Consider the following 18,609-nt stretch of genomic DNA (forward strand, 5'->3'; position numbering starts at 1 on the left):
CAAAGGGAGGACTGCTCCCCAGGCGGGGGCGAGCCACACCGCGAAGGTGCATGTGGCTTCGAACGCGTTCCACGACCTCGCGCTTGTCCATGGAGCAACATTCTCGTACACTTTGGCAATCCGACTGGCTGCTTTCGGCCAGAAGCGGCCGTTCAAATTTTTCCGCTAACTATGACTGTCACCCTCCCAGACGATTTGAAACACTTCATTGCCGAGTACGGATTGTTCGAAGGGTTCACCCGTAACGATAGTCCAGGCTATGTCGAACTTTGGGCCATTATGGACATCCCCCAGGAAAACAAAGCAATCGAAATGGACGTCTACGCGCCTGGTTTCCTTGCCTTTGCAGGAAATGGTGGTGGTGAGGTATTCGCCTTCGATGCAAATGGTGCTGTCTACATGATCTCGTTGATCGGCATGGAAGCGGAGCAGGCCATCAAAATTGCTCACTCGTTCGCCGAGTTCGCCGGAACGTTCGAACTGGACGCTGAATGACCGCAATGGGGCGGAAGCTGCCTTTGTGACATGCCGCGACCTTTCCAGCGTGGCAACCTGCTATGCTCCAGCCAACGGCCGAGATCGCCCAAGAGCAACCGAAATTACACTTTTCGGTGCGCCCGCGGTTTCACCGTAGCGTATCGTATGCCAGCTCGACCGGCCGGAAGCGGCCGGAAGCGATCATTGAAAAGTAGCCCGAGCAACGGCCAGCCTATCGGCCGTGGTGCACTTCGATCGTGGAGTGCACGATCTCTTCATGAATGCTCAACATTTCCCGCAGCCGGGCAGGCGTGAGCGCCGGGTCGTCGGTCACCACCGTCAGCGCGCATGAATAGAACTCCTTGCCAACGCGCCAGACGTGCAGGTCGGTAAGCTGCGCACGCCCCGCTTCGGCCACCACTTCGCGGATCTCCTGAACCACGGGCGCATCCATCTCCCGGTCGAGCAATACCTTGCCCGTCTCGACGATCAGGTTCTTCGCCCACACGGCCACCAGCACGGCGCCCACGATGCCCATGGCCGGGTCGAGCCACGACCAGCCGAAGGCCCAACCGCCTGCCAGCGCGCCGATTGCCAGCGCGGAGGTCGCGGCATCCGCGATCACGTGCACATAGGCGGCCTTCAGGTTCAGGTCGTGGTGATGGTGATGGCCGTGATCGTGCCCATGATGATGGTGGCCGTGGTCATGGCCGTGGTGATGGTGGGCGCCGCCCAGGATGACGGCACACACGATGTTGACGACGAGGCCGATCGCGGCGATCACGATCGCCTCCTGGTAATGGATCGGTTCCGGCGCGAAGATGCGCTCGACCGAACCGATCGCCATCAGCGCCGCGATCCCCAGCAGGAACACCGCGCTCGTGTGGCCGGCCAGGATCTCGATCTTCCACGTGCCGAAGGCGAACCGCGGATCGCGCGCATACTTGCGCGCCGCCGCGTAGGCGAAGGCGGAAAGGCCGATCGCCAGCGCGTGGGAACTCATGTGCCAGCCGTCGGCCAGCAGCGCCATCGAGTTGAACCACCAGCCCGCGGCGATCTCGACGACCATCATGGCGGCGGTGATCCACATGACGAGCCGGGTGCCCCGTTCCGCCGCATGGCTGCTGGAATCGTAAACGTGGTCGTGCGCCAGCTTGTGGCCGCGCGGGTGATGGGTCAGGTCTTGCATGGCGGTTCCAGGGTGTTGTCGTGCGCGGCGTCAGGGCGTGGCCAGCTTGCGTTCGCGCCGGGCGCGGTCGTTGATGACCTGGTGCTTGCGGTGGTCGGTCATCTTCTTCCACTCGCGCGCCTCGGCAAGGGTGCGCATGCAGCCGGTGCAGAAGCCGGTCTTGCCGTCGAAGCGGCACAGTTCGATGCAGGGGGATTTCACAGCCATGATGCCTACTTCATATACGTGCGGATCACTTCCAGCAATTGCCCGGCGCCCTCGGCACGGGCGGTCTCGGACAGGTCGTGTGCCGCGACGTGCTCGCGCACGTGGTCGCCGATGATCTCGGCCACCAGCCCGTTCATCGCGCCGCGGCTGGCGGCCAGGAGGTGCAGCACCTCGGCGCAGCCGGCTTCCGCCTCGAGGGCGCGCTCGACGGCCTCGACCTGGCCGCGCAGGCGCCGCACGCGGGCCAGCAGCTTCGCTTTTTCTTTCGCGGTGTGGGACAACGGATACTTTCGATATAGGGTAAGGGGGTATGTTATCAGACCTGACGCCTGCCGGCCAGCTAACCGCCCAGGAAGCGCTACGTCAGGCGCTTTCGAAGCGGCCTCGGAGAGGTCCGGTGCGGAACTGCGCGACGATGAAGTCGACGAACGCGCGCACCTTTGCCGGCACCAGCCGGCGGCTCGAGTAATAGATGGACAGGGGGCGTGGCGGCGCGTGCCAGTCCGGCAGCACGCGCACCAGGTCGCCGCTATCGAGCAGCGGCAGCGCGTGCGGCAGCGGCAGCAGCGCGATGCCCATGCCGTACGCGGCGGCACGCGCCATGGCATCCGGATCGTCCAGCACGGCCGTCGCGCGCACGGCGGCCATCGCTTCATCGCCGGCGGCGTTGCGCAGGCGCCAGGGAAGGAGCCGGCCCGACCCCAGCGCACGTCGCAACACGCCACGGTGCCGGGCCAGGTCGGCGGGCGTGGCTGGTGCCGGATAGTCGCGCAGATAGGCTGGCGCGGCGGCCAGCACAATGGCCACCTGCGCCAGTTCGCGCGCGATCACCGCCTCGCTCAGCTCGATGCCGCCACCGATCGCCACATCGTAGCCTTCGGCCACCAGGTCGACCTGGCGGTTGTCGAAGTGCAGGTCGGGCAGCACGGCGGGAAAACGCCGCACGAATTCATCGATTAGGGGCACGAAGTAGCGGTGCCCCACCCCGTAGGCGAGCGACACCTTCAGCGTGCCGGCCGGCTTGCCGGCCCCCTGGCGCAGCCCGGCGAGCGCATCGCCGATCTCGCTCCACGGCTGGCGCACCTGGTCATACAGGCGCGCGCCATCGGTGGTCAGCGCAAGGCTGCGCGTGCTGCGCTGGAACAGGCGCACCCCGAGCCGCGCTTCCAGGCGCGCCACGCTCTTGCTTACCGCCGCCGGCGTGACCCCGAGGCGCCGCGCGGCGGCGGAAAAGCCGCGCTCGTCGGCGGCGGCCAGGAAGGCGTCCAGGTAGCTGCTCAGTTCGGTATCCACGCAACTATTTTATACCGCCGGTTGAAACTGGACTGCGCATTCTTTGGCTACCGCTACCGAATCGCCGTTGCGATACTGTGCCCATCCCATTGACGAAAGGACAGCACCATGCACAAGGTATTACAGGGGAAAATTGCCTTCATCAACGGCGGTTCGCGCGGCATCGGCGCCGCCACCGCACGCCGGCTGGCGCGGGACGGGGCGCGCGTGGCGATCGGCTATGCAGCGTCCGAGGCGGCCGCCGGGGCATTGGCCGCCGACATCGAGGGCGCCGGCGGCACCGCGCTGGCGATCCATGCGGATGCCACCGATGCGGCAGCGCTGGCACGCGCGGTCGATGCCGTGGCCGAAAGGTTCGGGCGCCTCGATATCCTGGTCAACAGCGCCGGCGTGTTCCAGGCGGCCGGCGTGGAGGAATTCACGCTCGAGGATTTCGACCGGACACTAGCGGTCAATGTGCGCGCCGTATTCGTCGCCGCGAAGGCCGCGGCGCGGCACATGCGCGAGGGCGGACGCATCATCAACGTCAGCAGCAACGTCGCGCTGCGCGTGCCGTTCGCCGGTTTCGCGCCCTACGCGATGAGCAAGTCGGCGTTGACCGGCCTGGCCAAGGGCCTGGCGCGCGACCTGGGGCCGCGCGGCATTACCGTCAACAATGTGCAGCCGGGGCCGATCGATACCGACATGAATCCCGCCACCAGCGCTTTTGCGGAAACGCTGCACGGCATGATGGCGCTGCAGCGGCACGGCCAGCCGGACGAGGTGGCCGCGCTGATCGCATGGCTGGCCGGCCCGGAAGCGGCCTTCGTCACCGGCGCCGACCTGCTGATCGACGGCGGTTTCGCGGCCTAGCGCGGTGAAGCGCCGACCCGACCGGCGCTTCACCGACGCTCAACGGGGCGCCAGCGCGCCCTGCAACTTGCCGGCGCCGGCCGACAGCGTACCGTTCGGCTGCACCACGCGCACCAGCACGCTGGCGATGCCCGCTTCGGACGTGGCCTGCGGACTGTGAATCACTTCATAGCCCGGATCGGCCGTGAAGGTGACGGCCTGGCCGTTGGTGGGCACCGTGGTGCCGTTGGCGTCCACGAAGCGGGCGCGCGCGAACAGCAGGTCGCCCACGGTTGGGGGCACGCCCATGTCGTCCAGCGCCACGTCCAGCTTCACCGGCTCGCCCGGCGTGCGCACCTTGTGCTCGGCCACGGGCTTGCCGCCCGTGTAGGCGATGGCGGCCAGTTCGCCGGCCTCGAAGCGGCCGGTATCGAATTCCACCGGCGGGTGCTTCAGGTTCGGATGCGTGCGCGACGGCGCAGCCTTTTGCCGCGCCACCGTCTTGCCGTTCAGGCGCAGTTCCACTTCCTCGGCGTTCGTGTACACGCGCACGCGTGGCGACGATTCGGGCGTCCAGTAACTGGCGATGAAGACCATCGGGCCGCCGCCCCATGGCGCGGAAGCCTGGTTCGCGTCGCGTTGAGAACGGAAGAACTCGGCCGCGAACTTCGGGAGGCGGTCGATGCTCATCACGCCCGAAGCTTCCAGGTCCGGCGCATAGCCGCGCGTGTAGTCGAACATCACCCAGTAGCCGTCGGCGAAGGCCGGGGTGTTGAAATTGTCGTCGTGCGCCTCGGCCACGTTGGTGGCCTGCTGCAGCAGGTGCTTTTCGCCCTGCCCCAGCAGCTGGCGGCTGGATCGGTCGGCCGGCTTCAGGTCGGCCCAGGCGCCCTGGTTGAAGCCCGCGTTCATCGCGTAGTATTCCCAGTCGCCGTATTCGGAGACGATCAGCGGCTTGCGTGGCAGCGGATGCTTGTCGCCGATCCGGTGCTGGCGCGCCTGCATGTAGATGTCGTAGGCACGGGGCAGCCAGCCCACCGAATACACGCCCTCGCCCGGATATTCCTTGTGCACGGTCTTGTGCAGCGTGTCGACGAAGGCGTCCGGCATGGCCGTTTCGTTCAGCGAGCATTCCCAGGCCAGCACGCTGGCGTGGTTGCGGTCGCGGCGGATCATGTCCTCGCAGGTCTTGATCACCTGCTTCGCGAATGCCGGGTCCTTGTTGAAGAACTGCCAGCCCGGCACCCCCGGGATGACCAGCAGGCCCAGTTCATCGGCCGCGTCCATGAACGCGGGCGACTGCGGGTAGTGCGAAAGACGGATGTAGTCGAAGCCGTACTTCTTGATCAACAGCGCGTCGCGGTACTCGGCCTGCGGGGACAGCGCGTAGCCGACGTGCGGGTATTCCTGGTGGCGATTCACGCCGCGCAGCTGCAGCGGCTCGCCGTTCAGCAGCAGCTTGTGGTTCCTGTCGAAGGCCAAACGGCGGATGCCGATGCGGGTTTTCACGGCGTCGCCGGCGCCTTCCCCGACGACAGCGGTTACGAGCTCGTGCAGGTTCGGCGCCTGCGGCGACCACAGGTTCGGCTGGGCCACCTTCAGCGGCATCGTCACGTGGCGGCGTTCGTCCGCCTTCAGGGTGACCTTCTGTTCGGACCGGGCGATTTCCTTGCCCTGCCACGCCAGCGTGTTGCGCACCGTGACAGTACGCGCAGTCTTTGACGTGTTCCTGACTTCGCTCTTCACCTGAACCGTGGCCTGCGCCTTGTCCACCTGCGGGAAGGTGACGAACACGCCGCCGCCGGCCGGCGTGGCCGCCAGCATTTCATCGGTGATGTGCACGGCCGGCTTGGTGATCAGGCTCACGCCGCGGTACATGCCGCCATGCTGGATGTAGTCGAGGTCCTTCAGCGGCTTGGGGCCGGTGATAGCGTTATCTTCGTTGTTCGCGCGAACGATGACTTCGTTCTTTTCGCCCGCCTTCAACAACTCGGTCACGTCGAACGCGAAGGGCAGGTAGCCGCCCAGGTGTTGGCCCAGGTGCTTGCCGTTCAGCCAGACGTCGGCCACGTTCATGACCGCCTCGAACCGCAGGATCGCCCGCTCGCCCGGCTGCAGCGCCGCGTCGAAGGTTTTCTTGTAGAAGACGGTACCCTGCCACGGCGCCGTGGGCACGCGCGGCTCGATCTTGGCGGCGTGCGGCAGATTCACGGTGGACCAGGCGCCGGCCGGCACCTGCTCGGCGCCGGCGATGGTCCTGGCTTCGTCGCGATAAAACTGCCAGGCGTCGTTCAGGCTGGCGGTGGCGGCGTGGGCATTGGCTGCGAGCGCCAGCGTGATTGCCAACGTCGTGGCCAGCGTCGTGCGCGCCAGGTGGCGCGGGGCGAAATTGGGGGAGCAAAATGCGAGGTTGCGGAAAGTGGTCATGCGTCTCGATGTGTGGTTGTTGGGGCCGATCCGGGTCGGCCCGTGATTGTACGACACACAACGATCGCCTTCGCAAGGCTTATTTCTTGTCGCGCTTCTCCCAATCCCTTTGTTCGGCCGCCACCTTTTCCTTGCACGCCTTGCGGTCGTTCCAGTCCATCAGCTTGTCGCAGGAACGGGTATCGTCGCGCGGCAGGTTTTTGCAGCCGGCCAGGCCGAACGCGAGGGTGATGAACAGCAGGGTCTTGCGCACTGGGGTCTCCTTATTCATGGGGCATCAATTACTCGGCAAGCTGATTGCCGTCATGTTGACACAAGTATAAAACAGCCGCAATCATCTGCCGGAGCCATATTTCCGGAGACCTCATGCACTATCTCGCCGCGGCGCTGCTCGCGCTCGCCCTCCCCGCTGCTACCCAGGCCGGCCAGCCGATCGCGCAACGCTTCAATGCCGATCCCTCGCCCCACTACTTCACGACGCAGCACGGCGGCAAGTTCTACCTGTATGCAACCGACGACGCCAGCAACTCCGGGAAATACTGGGATTCCACGAGCTGGCGCCTGTACACGTCGCCGGACATGAAGACGTGGACGGACACCGGCATTCCGCTGGACGTGACCGTGTTCAAGTGGGCCCGCGCCGATGCGAAAGCGTGGGCGCCGGAAGCCGTCCAGCGCAATGGCAGGTATTACTTCTACGCGCCGGTGGGCGGCGACAAGATCGGCGTGGCCATCTCCGATCGCCCGGATGGCGGCTTCGCGGATGCGCGAGGCACGCCGCTGGTCGACAAGGCGCGCGACGCCAACGCGGGCGACGAGCCGATCGACCCCGCCGTGTTCGTCGACAAGGATGGCCAGGCTTACCTGTACTTCGGCACGCGCGTGCCGAAGGTGGTGAAGCTGAAGGCCGACATGATCTCGCTCGACGGGCCGATCCTCGATGTCGCGCTCGAGGACTTGCCGCCCTCCGACCCGAAGAAGAAATACGGCGAGGCGCCATTCCTGCACGAGCGCAAGGGCACGTACTACTTCACGTTTTCCACCGGCTGGCCGGGGCAGATCGTGTACGCCACCGGCTCGTCGCCGCTCGGGCCGTTCGCTTATCGGGGGGTGGTGCTCGATTACCTGAAGATTTCGACGAATCACCAGGCGATCGTCGAGCACGGTGGCAAGAGCTGGCTGTTCTATCACGACAGCCTGCTGCCGGGCGGGGGCAGCCATCGGCGGTCGATCGCGATCGCGCCACTGGAGTATGAGTCGGATGGGAGGATCCGGCAGGTGCCGCTGCACGCGAGATAGCACCAGGGCTGAATCCAATTCGCCCTCCCCTGAGTTTTCCTCGTTTGTGCTCGTGCCGGCCGTCGGCGAACATGGCGCCATATCATGTACCCATCAACGAGGAGACGCAAATGTTACTGAAAGATCGTGTGGCAATCGTGACCGGCGGTGCCGGCATCAATGGCCTGGGCTTCGCGACGGCGCGCATGCTGGCGGCGCACGGCGCCAAGGTGGTCATTACCGACCTGGCGGGCGCGAACCCGGCGGGCGCGGCGGCCGAGCTGGGCGAGGGCCACCTGGGTCTGGTGGCGGACGTGACGGACAAGGAACAGTGCGACGCGGCCGCGCAGGCCGTGCTGGAGCGCTACGGCCGCATCGACGTGCTGTTCGCCAATGCCGGCATCACGCAGCCGCGCAAGACGCTGGACATTTCCGCCGCCGACTACGACGCGGTGCTGGACGTGAGCCTGCGCGGCACGCTGCTGATGGCGCAGGCCGTGCTGCCAGCCATGCAGCGGCAGAAGAGCGGCAGCATCGTCTGCACCTCGTCCGTTTCCGCGCAGCGCGGCGGCGGCATCCTGGGCGGGCCGCATTACTCGGCCGCCAAGGCGGGCGTGCTGGGCCTGATGCGGGCGATGGCGCGCGAGTTCGGACCAGAGGGCATTCGCGTGAACGCCATCACGCCGGGCCTGATCGCCACCGACATCATCAAGGGCAAGCTCACCGAAGAGCGCAAGGGCGAGATCGCCAACGACATCCCGCTGGCGCGGCTGGGCAAGGCCGACGATATCGCCGGCGCTGTCGTGTTCCTGGCCAGCGACCTGTCGGCCTACTGCACCGGCGTGACCCTGGACGTCAACGGCGGCATGCTGATCCACTAAGAGCGCCTGACAAAACCCGCAGGGCAAGGCGCGGCGTCGAAGACAGTACACCTGTACGGCGAGACGCTGCAACGCAGCCATGGGGGTTGTGTTAGGCGCTCTAAGCCTTGCCGGACGGTGGCGCCGCGTCGCCATCGTCGACAAATCCCCGTATCCAGTCCGCCACCGTGCGCACGGCCTGCAAGCCTTCCCGGCTCTTCGGCACGGCCAGGTAGTGCCCCCGCGCCTCGATCGCCAGTTCGCCGAACGGGCAAACGAGGCGCCCCTCCTTCAGGTAATCCTGCACCAGCACCGTGCTCTCGATGCACATGCCGAGCCCGTTCTCGGCCGCGCTCAGAGTCATGAACGCGCGGTCCAGCCGCAGCCCGCGGATCGGGTGCCGGCACTCGGGCGCGAAGCGCTCGATCCATTCGTCCCATGACGTGAGCGACACATCGTTCTGGATCAGGTAGAAATTCTCGATGTCGCCCGGCGGCAGCGGCAAGGTCCAGCCATCGACCAGCTTTGGGCTGCACACGGGCACATAGCGCTCGTGCTCGGAGATCGGTTCCACGTGCACGCCCGCCGAGGCGGTGGGCCGGCCGTACAGCACGGCAACATCCACGCCGCTGCTGGAAAAATCGGGCGGCTGGTGCACCGCCCACAACCGCACGTCGATGTCCGGATGGGCGCGCAGGAAGGCCGGCAGCTGCGGCATGACCCAGATCGCCGCGAAGCTCGGCGCGCATTGGATCGTCACCACCTGCTGCTTGCTTCCCCGGTCGAGGATGGTACGCAGCTCGTCGTCGATGTCGTTGAACGAGCGGCGGATCACGTCATACAGCCGGGCGCCCTCTTCCGTCGGCACGACGCCACGGCGCGCGCGCTCGAACAGCAGCGTGCCCAGGGCTTCTTCCAGCGTCTGGATCGAATGGCTGACGGCCGATGCCGTGATCGACAGTTCCTGGGCCGCGGCGGCGAAGGAACGGTGCATGTAGGCGGCCTCGAAAGCCTGCAAGCCCTTGAGGGATGCCTTGCGCAGGGCGCGGTATCGCTGAACTGGTTTCATGTATTGCCAAGTATTACTCGCTATACGGTCCGTCTGCCGATTCTTACACTGCTTTCGTGACAAGACCAATGATTCGCCACCGGAGACACCAATGAAACTCGATTTACCCGACCAGTTGAGCGCATTGAAACACGCTGCCTACCGCATCCGCCGCTACGCGCTACGGATGGGCGAGGTGCAGGGCCAGGGCTACGTGGGCCAGGCGCTCGGCATGGCCGACATTCTCGCCGTCGCCTACCGCCACGCGCTGCATTATCGTGCCGATGAGCCGGAATGGGAAGGCCGCGACCGTTTCCTGCTGTCGCACGGCCATTACGCCATCGCCCTGTATGCCGCGCTGCTCGAAGCGGGCATCCTGCCCGAGGAAGAGCTGGAAACCTATGGCAGCGACGATTCCCGCCTGCCGATGTCCGGCATGGCCACCTACACCCCGGGCATGGAGATCTCCGGCGGCTCGCTCGGCCAGGGCCTCACCATCGCCGTCGGCATGGCCTTGGGCCTGCGCCAGAAGAACAATCCGGCTTTCGTCTACAACTCGATGTCCGATGGCGAGCTCGATGAAGGCTCCACGTGGGAAGCGGCGCTGTCGGCCGCCCACTTCGGGCTGGGCAACCTGATCACGCTGGTGGACATCAACAACCAGCAGGCCGACGGTCCGTCCACGAAGATCCTCGGCTTCGAACCGCTGGCGCAAAAATGGGAAGCGTTCGGCTGGCATGTGCAGCGCGTGAAAGGCAACGACATTGCCGCCGTGCTGGCCGCCTTCGACGCCGCCCGCCATCACCCGGCCCCGCAGCCGCGGGTGATCCTGTTCGACACGCTGATGGGTTCCGGCGTACCGTTCCTCGAGCAGCGCGACAAGAATCATTTCATCCGCGTCGAGGCCGACGAATGGCAGCAGGCCATCGCGATCCTGGACGAACAGAACAAGCAGCAAGGAAACAACTGATGAACGCCCCGATGACCAAGCCCCGCCTGACCACGTCGGCCATGATCGCCTCGATCGCCGCCGAGGGCCAGCGCACGCAGGCCGCGCCGTTCGGCACCGCCCTCGTGGAACTGGCCCGCAACCGCCCCGATATCGTGGGCATGAGCGCCGACCTGGCAAAATACACGGACCTGCACCTGTTCGCAAAGGAGTACCCGGAGCGCTTCTTCCAGATGGGCATGGCCGAACAGCTGCTGATGGGCGCCGCCGGCGGCATGGCCAAGGAAGGCTTTACGCCGTTCGTGACCACGTATGCCGTGTTCGCATCGCGCCGCGCCTACGACTTCATCCACCAGGTGATCGCCGAGGAAAACCTGAACGTGAAGATCTGCTGCGCGCTGCCGGGTCTGACCACCGGCTACGGCCCCAGCCACCAGGCCACCGAGGACGTGGCCATCTTCCGCGGCGTGCCGGGCCTGACGATCGTCGATCCCTGCGATGCGCTGGACACGGAACAGGCGGTGGCTGCAATGGCCGAGCACAAGGGTCCCGTCTACATGCGCCTGCTGCGCGGCAAGGTGCCGCTCGTGCTCGACGAATACGACTACAAGTTCGAACTGGGCAAGGCCAAGCTGCTGCGCGACGGGCGCGACGTGCTGGTGATTTCCAGCGGCATCATGACGATGCGGGCGCTGGAGGTGGCGAACGCCCTGGCAGCGGATAATGTGGGCGTCGCCGTGCTGCACGCCCCCACCATCAAGCCGCTCGACACGGAAACGATCGTGCGCGAAGCGTCGCGCAGCGGCCGGCTGGTGGTGGTGGCGGAGAACCATTCCGTCGTCGGCGGGCTGGGCGAGGCGGTCGCGGGCACGCTGCTGCGCGCCGGCGTGGCGCCGGCCTTCCGCCAGATCGCGCTGCCGGACGCCTTCCTGGACGCGGGCGCCCTGCCCACGCTGCACGATCGCTACGGCATCTCGACGGAGGCGATGGTGGCCAGCATCAGGGCGTGGCTGCACTGAGCCTGGCTGCGCTGAACGCCTCTTTACGGATACCGGCGCGCGAGGAGGCGGCAAGACCTCCGGCGCGATGACAATTTGGAGACAACCATGAAAAGTACCACTGTCACACCCGCGGCAGGTGCCGCCTTGCAGTCCTCAGCCAGCGATGTCGAGACGCGCGCCTACGCCAAGGTTACGCGCCGGCTGGTTCCCTTCCTCATGCTGTGCTACCTCGGCGCCTACCTGGACCGCGTCAACGTGGGCTTCGCCAAGCTGCAGATGCTGTCCGACCTGCGCTGGAGCGACACCGTCTACGGCCTGGGCGCCGGCGTGTTCTTCATCGGCTACTTCCTGTTCGAAGTGCCCAGCAATATGATCCTGCACCGCTTCGGCGCCCGCCGCTGGCTGGCCCGCATCATGATCACCTGGGCGATGATTTCGGCCAGCTTCGCCTTTGTCAGCTCACCCACGATGTTCTACGTGCTGCGTTTCCTGCTCGGCGTGGCGGAGGCGGGCTTCGCGCCGGGCGTGATCCTCTACATCACGTACTGGTTCCCGTCGGCGCGGCGGGCCAAGGTGATGGGCCTGTTCTTCATGGCGATCCCGCTCGCTTCCATCGTGGGCGCGCCACTGTCGGGCTGGATCATGGAAACCTTCGCCGGCGTGCACGGCCTGCGTGGCTGGCAATGGCTGTTCGCCCTCGAGGCGCTGCCCTCGCTGGTACTGGGCCTGGCGATCCTGTTCTACCTGGACGACAGCGTGGACGGCGCGAAGTGGCTGACGGCCGAGGAAAAGGCGGTCGTCCAACGCGATATCGCGGCGGAGAACAGCGGCAAGGTGGCCCACAGCACGCTGTGGGACTTCCTGGCCGACAAGCGCCTGTGGCTGCTGACGGCGATCTACTTCTGCATCGTGATGGGCCAGTACGGCCTCACGTTCTGGCTGCCCACGATCGTGAAGAACGCCGGCGTGAACGGCGTGGAGATGGTGGGCCTGCTGGCGGCCATCCCGTATGCCGTGGCCCTGGTCTGCCTGCCGCTGGTCGGCCGGAACTCGGACCGCACCCGCGCCCGGCGCCTGCACTGCGGCGTGCCCATGCTGTTCGCGGCCGCCGCCCTGTTCGCCCTGCCGTTCACCGATGGCGTGGGCACCGCGCTGGCCCTGCTCAGCGTGGCGGCGGCCGGCGCCCTGTGCGGCACCTCGCAGTTCTGGGCACTGCCCACGGCCTTCCTGGGCGGCATGACGGCGGCGGCGGGCATCGCCACCATCAATTGCATCGCCAACCTGGCCGGCTTCTTCTCGCCCTCGCTCGTCGGCTGGCTGAACGACTTCACGGGCAAGCAGGGTGCCGGCCTGTTCCTCACCTCCGGCATGCTTCTGCTGGGCGCCCTGCTGATCGCCCTCGTGCCGAAGGCGGCGGTCGACCGCTGATCCACCCGCGGCTTGCGGGGCTCTCCGCAAGCCGCCCTTCCCCCAAGTTCCACCATGACGCCGGGCCGGCAAGGACCCTGCGCACCCCTGTAAAACGGAGACACCATGAAACGCAAGCTCGCCTGGGCCATCGGCGTCCTCGCCTGCGGCAGTGCCGCGGCCCAATCCAACGTGGCCTCGCATTTGACCATGTATGGTCTGGTCGACATGAACGTCGGCGCCACCACGAATGCCGGCGCCGACCGCGGCACCACGTGGCGCGTGAATTCCGGCGGCATGAACACCTCGCGCCTCGGCTTCCTCGGCAGCGAGGACCTGGGCGGCGGCCTGAAAGCCCTGTTCCAGCTGGAGATGGGCATCGCCGCCGATACCGGCGTGGCCGACACGCCGCTGTTCAAGCGCCAGGCCACCGTCGGCCTCGAAGGCCGCTACGGCACCCTGCTGCTGGGCCGCGCCTTCACCACCGTCTACGACTTCGTGCTGCCCTACGACCCGATGGGCTATGCGCCGCAGTACTCGTGGGCGCCGGCCGGCAATGCGAGCGGCGCCAGCAAGTACGGCATGACGTTCGCGTTCGACAATATGATCAAGTATGCCGGCAAGACCGGGAACTGGAGCTACGGGGCCAGCTACGGCGCGGGCGAAGGCGCTTCCTCGGGCGATGGCGCCAAGGGGGCGCTGGCCGTCAACTATGCCGTGGGGCCATGGTCCGCCGTGGCCACGTACGAGCGGGTCAATGGCATGCCCGATGCCACCACCGGCACGCGCGGGGACACGACGTCATGGCACCTCGGTGCGCTGTACACGGTCGGCAAGGTGAAGTTGCAGGCAGCGATGCGCGATTACCGGCAGGAGGCTGGCGGTGCTGCCGAAACGCGCGGCCGGCTGTATTGGGCGGGGACGACCGTGCTGGCCACGCCGGCCGTCACTGTCGCCGGCGTCGTGTACTACCAGGACGTGCGGCACGGGGCGGTCGAAGCCGATCCGGTGATGGTGGTCGGGCGCGTACGGTATGCGCTGTCGAAGCGCACCGATTTGTACGTCACGGCCGCGTATGCGAAGGCGAAGCATGGGGCGCTGGTCAGCCTGGCGCGGGATGAGGTGGGGAGCGGGTCGAACCAGAAGAGCGTGACGGTGGGGATGCAGCATCGGTTTTAGCACACAGCCGGTGCTTGAGGACTGGTGTCGGACACCCATCGGGTGTCGGACACCGGTTTTCTTCACCGGAGTCGGCAAGCGCGGAGGAAAACCGGTGTCGGACACCCAAGGGTGTCCGACACCAGGTCGCATGCGCCAACACCTCATCACGCGTGCGACAAATGCCCCTCCTCCTGCCCCTCGGCATCCTTGACGCCGGAGCCATTGAAGAACAGGTTCAGCACCACGGCCGCCACGGCCGTCAGCAGGATCCCCGATTCCAGCAGCGGATGCAGGCTGTGCGCCATCTGCTGCGCCCAGTGCGGGGCGACCAGCGGGATCAGGCCGAAGCCGATCGACAGCGCCACGATGTAGAGGTTGAAGCGGTTGGTGCGGAAGTCCACGCGGTTCAGGATGCGGATGCCGGCCGCGGCCACCATGCCGAACATCACGAGGCCGGCGCCGCCCAGCACGAACTGGGGGATCGCCTCGACCAGCGCGGCCAGCTTGGGCAGCATGCCCAGCACGATCATGATCACGCCGCCGGCCACGCATACCCAGCGGCTCTTGACGCCCGTTACCGCCACCAGCCCCACGTTCTGCGAGAAGCTCGTGTGCGGGAAGGTGTTGAAGATGCCGCCGATCAGCGTGCCCAGGCCGTCGGTGCGCAGGCCCGCCGCCAGCTTCTTCTGGTCGACTTTCGAGCCCGTCATTTCCGCCAGCGCGAGGAACATGCCGGCTGACTCGATCATCACCACGATCATCACCACGGTAAGCGTGGCAATCATCACGATGTCGAAGGTCGGCATGCCGAAGGCGAACGGCGTGACGAGCTCGAACCAGCTCGCGTTGGCCACTTTACTGAAGTTCATCTTGCCCATCGAGTAAGCGACGGCGCAGCCGGCAACGATGCCGAGCAGGACGGAAATATTGCAGAGGAAGCCTTTCGCGTAGCGCACCGTCACCACGATGAACAGCAGGACGAAGGTGGCGATCGCGAGATTGTCGAGTGCCCCGTAGTTCGGGTTGGCGACCGTGGGAACCGGGCCAGGCAGCTTGCTGGCCAGCGGCGCGGCGGAGGCCGCCGCGTCGGCCTTCATCTGGTCGACCATCGTCACCAGGGTGGGCACGTCGACGGCACGGGCGGCGGATTCGGGGCCGCCCATTGCCCAGCCCACGCCCACGCGCATCAGGGTAATGCCGATGACGAGGATGATGGTGCCGGTGACGACCGGCGGGAAGAAGCGCAGCATCCGGCTCATCAGCGGAGCCAGCAGCAGCGAGAGTATGCCGGCGCCGATGCCGGCGCCGAAGATGGCCCGGGCACCATCGACACCCGGCAGCCCGTTGGCGATCGCCACCATCGGGCCGACGGCGGCGAACGTGACTCCCATCATCACGGGCAGCCGGATGCCGAAGTGCCTGGTCAGGCCGAGGGACTGGATCAGGGTCACCAGCCCGCAGCAGAACAGGTCGGCCGAGATCAGCATCGTCACCTGTTCAGGCGACAGTTGCAGGGCGCGGCCCACGATCAGCGGCACGGCGATCGCGCCGGCATACATCACCAGCACATGCTGCAGGCCGAGGGCGGAGAGCCGCCCCAGCGGCAGGCGTTCGTCGACGGGATCGACGTGCGCTTCCAATCCCGGCCGGGCCGGGTCCAACATCTGTTGCTTCATGCTTGTCTCCTGGTTGTTTTATTTAACTTCAGAATGCATGCTGCCGATGGGCCGGACCCGGCACCTGTTACTGCCTGGCTGTTACTTCATGAGGGCTTACTCGACCTTGGCGCCGTCCTCGTACCACTTCTTCAGCAGGTCGCGTTCGCCCTGCGTGATGTTGGTGGCGTTATTGAGGGGCATCAGCTTCATGACCACGGACTGCTGGTACAGGGCCTGGGCATGGCGCTTGATCTCGTCGGTGGAATCGAGGCGGATGCCCTTGCTCGCCATCGCAGCCGAGTGGCACATCACGCAGCGCTGGTCGACCACGGCCTTCACCTTGGCGAACGGGCTTTGCTCGGCACCTGCGGTGGCACCGGCGGCGGCCGCGGGGGCTTCCGCCACGGCCGGCACGTCGGCCTGCGGTGCGGGTACCAGCCAGATGATCAGGGCAACCATCGCGGCGGTACCGCCGAAGGCGTGTTCCCAGGGAACGCGCTTGCCATGCACCAGGGCCTTGTGGCGGGCCACGAAGCTGTGGCGGATCAGGGCGCCGGTCATCATCATCAGGACCAGCACGATCCAGTTGTGCTCACCCGAGTACAGGAAGCCGTAGTGGTTCGACAGCATCGCGAACAGCACGGGCAGCGTGAAGTAGGTGTTGTGCACCGAACGCTGCTTGGCGCGCCAGCCGTAGATCGGGTCGACCGGTTCACCGGCCTTCAGCTGCTTGACGACCTTGCGCTGGCCAGGAATGATCCAGAAGAACACGTTGGCGCTCATCGCGGTCGCCATCATCGCGCCCACCAGCAGGAAGGCGGCACGGCCGGCGAACAGCTGGCAAGCCAGCCAGGAAGCGAACACCACGAAGCCGAACACGATCAGGCCGACCTTCAGGTCGCCGTTCTTGGTGCGGCCCAGGGAACGGCAGATGGTATCGTAGATTAGCCAGAACACGACCAGGAAGGCCAGCGCGCCGATCACTGCCGACTGCGCGGGCCAGTCGTACACGGTCTTGTCGACCATGAAGGTACCGGCGTTGAACAGGTACAGCACCGTGAACAGCCCGAAGCCGGACAGCCAGGTGGCATAGCTCTCCCAGTAGAACCAGTGCAGGTGATCCGGCATGGACTTGGGAGCGACCAGGTACTTTTGCGGGTGGTAGAAACCGCCGCCGTGGACGGCCCACAGCTCGCCGTCGACGCCCTTGGCGACGAGATCCGGCGCGGTGGGCTTGGTCAGGCTGTTATCGAGGAAGACAAAGTAGAACGAAGCGCCGATCCAGGCGATCGCGGTAATGACGTGGGTCCAGCGCAGAAGCAGGTTGACCCAGTCCATCAGATACATATCCATAGAGCCTCAAACAAACAGAGAAGCACGGAATTCACCGTACTGTCCCCTCACCACAGCGGGCTCTGTGTGGGGCAAATCATCGCAACCATCGGCACTGCTGTTGGGCGGTACCGGTGTGCTCCGCGGCGACACTAACAACTGTATACGATCCAGTCTTTGCTGGATATACGTCGTCTAACTTATTTGTGCTTGTGGCTCACGAGCCACGGTAAGTCGAATACGACCACGGGCTGACCAGCAGCGGCACGTGGTAGTGGCCGGCGGCGTCGGCGATGCCGAAGTCCAGCGGCACTTCGTCGAGGAAGGCCGGTTCCGGCAGGCGCACGTCGCGGCCGCGGAAGTATTCGGCCACCGAGAACACCAGGCGGTAGCGGCCGACGGCCATCGTTTCGGCGTTGAGCAGCGGTCCGCCGTCGTTGCGGCCGTCGGCGTTCAGCGTCAGGCTCTTGATCGTGGTGACGGTGTCGCCATCGATCCGTTGCAGCTGCACACGCATGCCGGCGGCCGGGCAGCCGTGCATCGTGTCCAGAACGTGGGTACTCAAGTGTCCCATGGGGCTCCTTTTCTCAAGAATGGTCGGCGGGATTGCCGAGGTGATTGCATATGCAATATTGTACAAGCAGGATTGCATACACTTTTTGCGTTTTTATACTTTCCTTTTTTTGAAAAGTGTATACACTCTGTTTCCGATGTCAACCAGTTTATGTTCTGATCACTACGATTCATGGCTAGAACCCGCACCCAACTGAAAATCGTTCCCGCCACGCTGGCACCGGATGCGCACGCGCCGGCGGCGGGCGCCACCCAGCGCATCGTCGATTCCATCACCGCCGCGATCGCCGAGCGCCGGCTGATGCCGGGCACCAAGCTGTCGGAACAGAAGATCGGCGACATCTTCGAGGTGTCGCGCACCGTCGTCCGGCAAGCCTTCAACCAGCTGAGCCGGGATCGGCTCGTGGTGCTGGAACCGGCGCGCGGCGCGTTCGTCGCCACCCCCACCGCCGAGGAAGCGCGCGATGTATTCGAAATGCGCAGCATCCTCGAGACGGCCGTCACGAAGCGGCTGTGCGCCACCATCACGGACGAGCAGATCCGCCAGCTGCGCGAGCACCTCGCGCTCGAGGAAGCGGCAGTGAACGATGCCGCGGTGCCGGGGCGCACGCGCCTGCTGGCCGACTTCCACCTCGTGCTGGCGCGCATGCTCGGCAACGAGGTACTGACGCAGATGCTGAGCGAACTGCTCACCCGCTCGTCGCTGATCGCGCTGATGCACCAGTCTTCCCATTCGGCCGGCGAGTCGCACAGCGAACACGTGGCGATCGTGGACGCGTTCGAGCGGCGCGACGTGAAGGCGGCCGTGCGGCTGGTAGGCAAGCACCTCGTCAACGTGCAACACAATCTGAACCTGGATCCGCAGCAGGTGGACTTGGCGGAAATCCTCAATCGGTAAGAGAAAGCGGTAAAACAACA

19 protein-coding genes are annotated in these 18,609 nt (G+C 65.8%); 9 read left to right on the forward strand and 10 right to left on the reverse strand.

Annotated elements, in window-relative coordinates; genetic code table 11:
* Positions 1–171: 171 nt before the first annotated feature.
* A complete protein-coding gene (locus V6Z91_RS25125) occupies positions 172–495 on the forward strand; it encodes an SMI1/KNR4 family protein (RefSeq protein WP_338762688.1) in 324 nt (107 codons plus the stop codon).
* A 214-nt stretch (positions 496–709) separates the two neighbouring features.
* On the opposite strand, the gene dmeF is transcribed toward V6Z91_RS25125, so the two are convergent.
* The 4 genes from dmeF to V6Z91_RS25145 form a co-directional block, all read right to left on the reverse strand.
* On the reverse strand, positions 710–1,666 hold the full coding sequence (dmeF, locus tag V6Z91_RS25130) for a CDF family Co(II)/Ni(II) efflux transporter DmeF (protein WP_338762690.1): 957 nt from the start codon (positions 1,664–1,666) through the stop codon (positions 710–712).
* A gap of 30 nt (positions 1,667–1,696) precedes the next feature.
* A complete protein-coding gene (locus V6Z91_RS25135; protein ID WP_338762692.1) occupies positions 1,697–1,873 on the reverse strand; it encodes a DUF1289 domain-containing protein in 177 nt (58 codons plus the stop codon).
* Between the two features lie 5 nt (positions 1,874–1,878).
* Positions 1,879–2,154, reverse strand: a complete 276-nt coding sequence (locus tag V6Z91_RS25140) for a metal/formaldehyde-sensitive transcriptional repressor (protein ID WP_338762694.1) — start codon at positions 2,152–2,154, stop codon at positions 1,879–1,881.
* Between the two features lie 82 nt (positions 2,155–2,236).
* A complete protein-coding gene (locus V6Z91_RS25145; protein WP_338762696.1) occupies positions 2,237–3,166 on the reverse strand; it encodes a LysR family transcriptional regulator in 930 nt (309 codons plus the stop codon).
* A gap of 108 nt (positions 3,167–3,274) precedes the next feature.
* Between V6Z91_RS25145 and V6Z91_RS25150 the strand changes: the two genes are divergently transcribed.
* On the forward strand, positions 3,275–4,018 hold the full coding sequence (locus V6Z91_RS25150; protein ID WP_338762698.1) for an SDR family oxidoreductase: 744 nt from the start codon (positions 3,275–3,277) through the stop codon (positions 4,016–4,018).
* A gap of 39 nt (positions 4,019–4,057) precedes the next feature.
* On the opposite strand, the gene V6Z91_RS25155 is transcribed toward V6Z91_RS25150, so the two are convergent.
* Positions 4,058–6,424 (reverse strand): glycoside hydrolase family 2 TIM barrel-domain containing protein, encoded by a 2,367-nt coding sequence (locus tag V6Z91_RS25155; protein ID WP_338762700.1) that lies wholly within the window; start codon positions 6,422–6,424, stop codon positions 4,058–4,060.
* Positions 6,425–6,503: 79 nt separating this feature from the next.
* Positions 6,504–6,677, reverse strand: a complete 174-nt coding sequence (locus V6Z91_RS25160; protein ID WP_338762702.1) for a lipoprotein — start codon at positions 6,675–6,677, stop codon at positions 6,504–6,506.
* 113 nt (positions 6,678–6,790) lie between these two features.
* On the opposite strand from V6Z91_RS25160, the gene V6Z91_RS25165 reads away from it, so the two are divergent.
* On the forward strand, positions 6,791–7,723 hold the full coding sequence (locus V6Z91_RS25165; RefSeq protein WP_338762704.1) for a family 43 glycosylhydrolase: 933 nt from the start codon (positions 6,791–6,793) through the stop codon (positions 7,721–7,723).
* Between the two features lie 110 nt (positions 7,724–7,833).
* Positions 7,834–8,583 (forward strand): SDR family NAD(P)-dependent oxidoreductase, encoded by a 750-nt coding sequence (locus tag V6Z91_RS25170; RefSeq protein ID WP_338762706.1) that lies wholly within the window; start codon positions 7,834–7,836, stop codon positions 8,581–8,583.
* Positions 8,584–8,683: 100 nt separating this feature from the next.
* On the opposite strand, the gene V6Z91_RS25175 is transcribed toward V6Z91_RS25170, so the two are convergent.
* Positions 8,684–9,631: a LysR substrate-binding domain-containing protein gene (locus tag V6Z91_RS25175; RefSeq protein WP_338762709.1), complete on the reverse strand. Its 948-nt coding sequence runs from the start codon at positions 9,629–9,631 to the stop codon at positions 8,684–8,686.
* A 91-nt stretch (positions 9,632–9,722) separates the two neighbouring features.
* Here V6Z91_RS25175 and V6Z91_RS25180 point away from each other — a divergent pair, with 91 nt between their 5' ends.
* The 4 genes from V6Z91_RS25180 to V6Z91_RS25195 all read left to right on the forward strand — a co-directional run bounded on the left by V6Z91_RS25180 (position 9,723) and on the right by V6Z91_RS25195 (position 14,146).
* Positions 9,723–10,580 carry a transketolase gene (locus tag V6Z91_RS25180; RefSeq protein WP_338762712.1) on the forward strand — a complete coding sequence of 286 codons (858 nt, stop codon included), beginning with the start codon at positions 9,723–9,725 and terminating at the stop codon, positions 10,578–10,580.
* On the forward strand, positions 10,580–11,578 hold the full coding sequence (locus V6Z91_RS25185) for a transketolase family protein (RefSeq protein ID WP_338762714.1): 999 nt from the start codon (positions 10,580–10,582) through the stop codon (positions 11,576–11,578). Before V6Z91_RS25180 ends, V6Z91_RS25185 begins: the two co-directional genes overlap by 1 nt.
* Positions 11,579–11,665: 87 nt before the next feature.
* Positions 11,666–12,988 carry an MFS transporter gene (locus V6Z91_RS25190; RefSeq protein WP_338762716.1) on the forward strand — a complete coding sequence of 441 codons (1,323 nt, stop codon included), beginning with the start codon at positions 11,666–11,668 and terminating at the stop codon, positions 12,986–12,988.
* 105 nt (positions 12,989–13,093) lie between these two features.
* A complete protein-coding gene (locus V6Z91_RS25195; RefSeq protein WP_338762718.1) occupies positions 13,094–14,146 on the forward strand; it encodes a porin in 1,053 nt (350 codons plus the stop codon).
* Positions 14,147–14,292: 146 nt separating this feature from the next.
* Here the strand turns inward: V6Z91_RS25195 and V6Z91_RS25200 are convergent, their stop codons facing one another.
* The 3 genes from V6Z91_RS25200 to uraH all read right to left on the reverse strand — a co-directional run bounded on the left by V6Z91_RS25200 (position 14,293) and on the right by uraH (position 17,692).
* On the reverse strand, positions 14,293–15,804 hold the full coding sequence (locus tag V6Z91_RS25200; RefSeq protein ID WP_338762720.1) for a nucleobase:cation symporter-2 family protein: 1,512 nt from the start codon (positions 15,802–15,804) through the stop codon (positions 14,293–14,295).
* Positions 15,805–15,900: 96 nt separating this feature from the next.
* The gene (locus tag V6Z91_RS25205; RefSeq protein WP_338762722.1) at positions 15,901–17,139 is read right to left on the reverse strand and encodes a urate hydroxylase PuuD; all 1,239 of its coding nucleotides are present in this window, start codon (positions 17,137–17,139) and stop codon (positions 15,901–15,903) included.
* A gap of 196 nt (positions 17,140–17,335) precedes the next feature.
* The gene (gene uraH, locus V6Z91_RS25210; RefSeq protein WP_131145491.1) at positions 17,336–17,692 is read right to left on the reverse strand and encodes a hydroxyisourate hydrolase; all 357 of its coding nucleotides are present in this window, start codon (positions 17,690–17,692) and stop codon (positions 17,336–17,338) included.
* A 171-nt stretch (positions 17,693–17,863) separates the two neighbouring features.
* On the opposite strand from uraH, the gene V6Z91_RS25215 reads away from it, so the two are divergent.
* The gene (locus tag V6Z91_RS25215) at positions 17,864–18,589 is read left to right on the forward strand and encodes a GntR family transcriptional regulator (protein WP_338762732.1); all 726 of its coding nucleotides are present in this window, start codon (positions 17,864–17,866) and stop codon (positions 18,587–18,589) included.
* Positions 18,590–18,609: the final 20 nt, after the last annotated feature.

The sequence above is a fragment of the Massilia sp. METH4 genome (assembly GCF_037094685.1).
Classification (GTDB): domain Bacteria; phylum Pseudomonadota; class Gammaproteobacteria; order Burkholderiales; family Burkholderiaceae_D; genus Rugamonas.

Coding starts and splice junctions, on each gene's coding strand:
- V6Z91_RS25195 (WP_338762718.1), top strand. CDS start 13,094: ATGAAACGCAAGCTCGCCTGGGCCATCGGCGTCCTCGCCTGCGGCAGT.
- V6Z91_RS25155 (WP_338762700.1), bottom strand. CDS start 6,424: ATGACCACTTTCCGCAACCTCGCATTTTGCTCCCCCAATTTCGCCCCG.
- V6Z91_RS25200 (WP_338762720.1), bottom strand. CDS start 15,804: ATGAAGCAACAGATGTTGGACCCGGCCCGGCCGGGATTGGAAGCGCAC.
- V6Z91_RS25205 (WP_338762722.1), bottom strand. CDS start 17,139: ATGGATATGTATCTGATGGACTGGGTCAACCTGCTTCTGCGCTGGACC.
- V6Z91_RS25175 (WP_338762709.1), bottom strand. CDS start 9,631: ATGAAACCAGTTCAGCGATACCGCGCCCTGCGCAAGGCATCCCTCAAG.
- V6Z91_RS25170 (WP_338762706.1), top strand. CDS start 7,834: ATGTTACTGAAAGATCGTGTGGCAATCGTGACCGGCGGTGCCGGCATC.
- V6Z91_RS25190 (WP_338762716.1), top strand. CDS start 11,666: ATGAAAAGTACCACTGTCACACCCGCGGCAGGTGCCGCCTTGCAGTCC.
- V6Z91_RS25135 (WP_338762692.1), bottom strand. CDS start 1,873: ATGGCTGTGAAATCCCCCTGCATCGAACTGTGCCGCTTCGACGGCAAG.
- V6Z91_RS25165 (WP_338762704.1), top strand. CDS start 6,791: ATGCACTATCTCGCCGCGGCGCTGCTCGCGCTCGCCCTCCCCGCTGCT.
- V6Z91_RS25150 (WP_338762698.1), top strand. CDS start 3,275: ATGCACAAGGTATTACAGGGGAAAATTGCCTTCATCAACGGCGGTTCG.
- dmeF (WP_338762690.1), bottom strand. CDS start 1,666: ATGCAAGACCTGACCCATCACCCGCGCGGCCACAAGCTGGCGCACGAC.
- V6Z91_RS25180 (WP_338762712.1), top strand. CDS start 9,723: ATGAAACTCGATTTACCCGACCAGTTGAGCGCATTGAAACACGCTGCC.
- V6Z91_RS25125 (WP_338762688.1), top strand. CDS start 172: ATGACTGTCACCCTCCCAGACGATTTGAAACACTTCATTGCCGAGTAC.
- V6Z91_RS25215 (WP_338762732.1), top strand. CDS start 17,864: ATGGCTAGAACCCGCACCCAACTGAAAATCGTTCCCGCCACGCTGGCA.
- V6Z91_RS25185 (WP_338762714.1), top strand. CDS start 10,580: ATGAACGCCCCGATGACCAAGCCCCGCCTGACCACGTCGGCCATGATC.
- uraH (WP_131145491.1), bottom strand. CDS start 17,692: ATGGGACACTTGAGTACCCACGTTCTGGACACGATGCACGGCTGCCCG.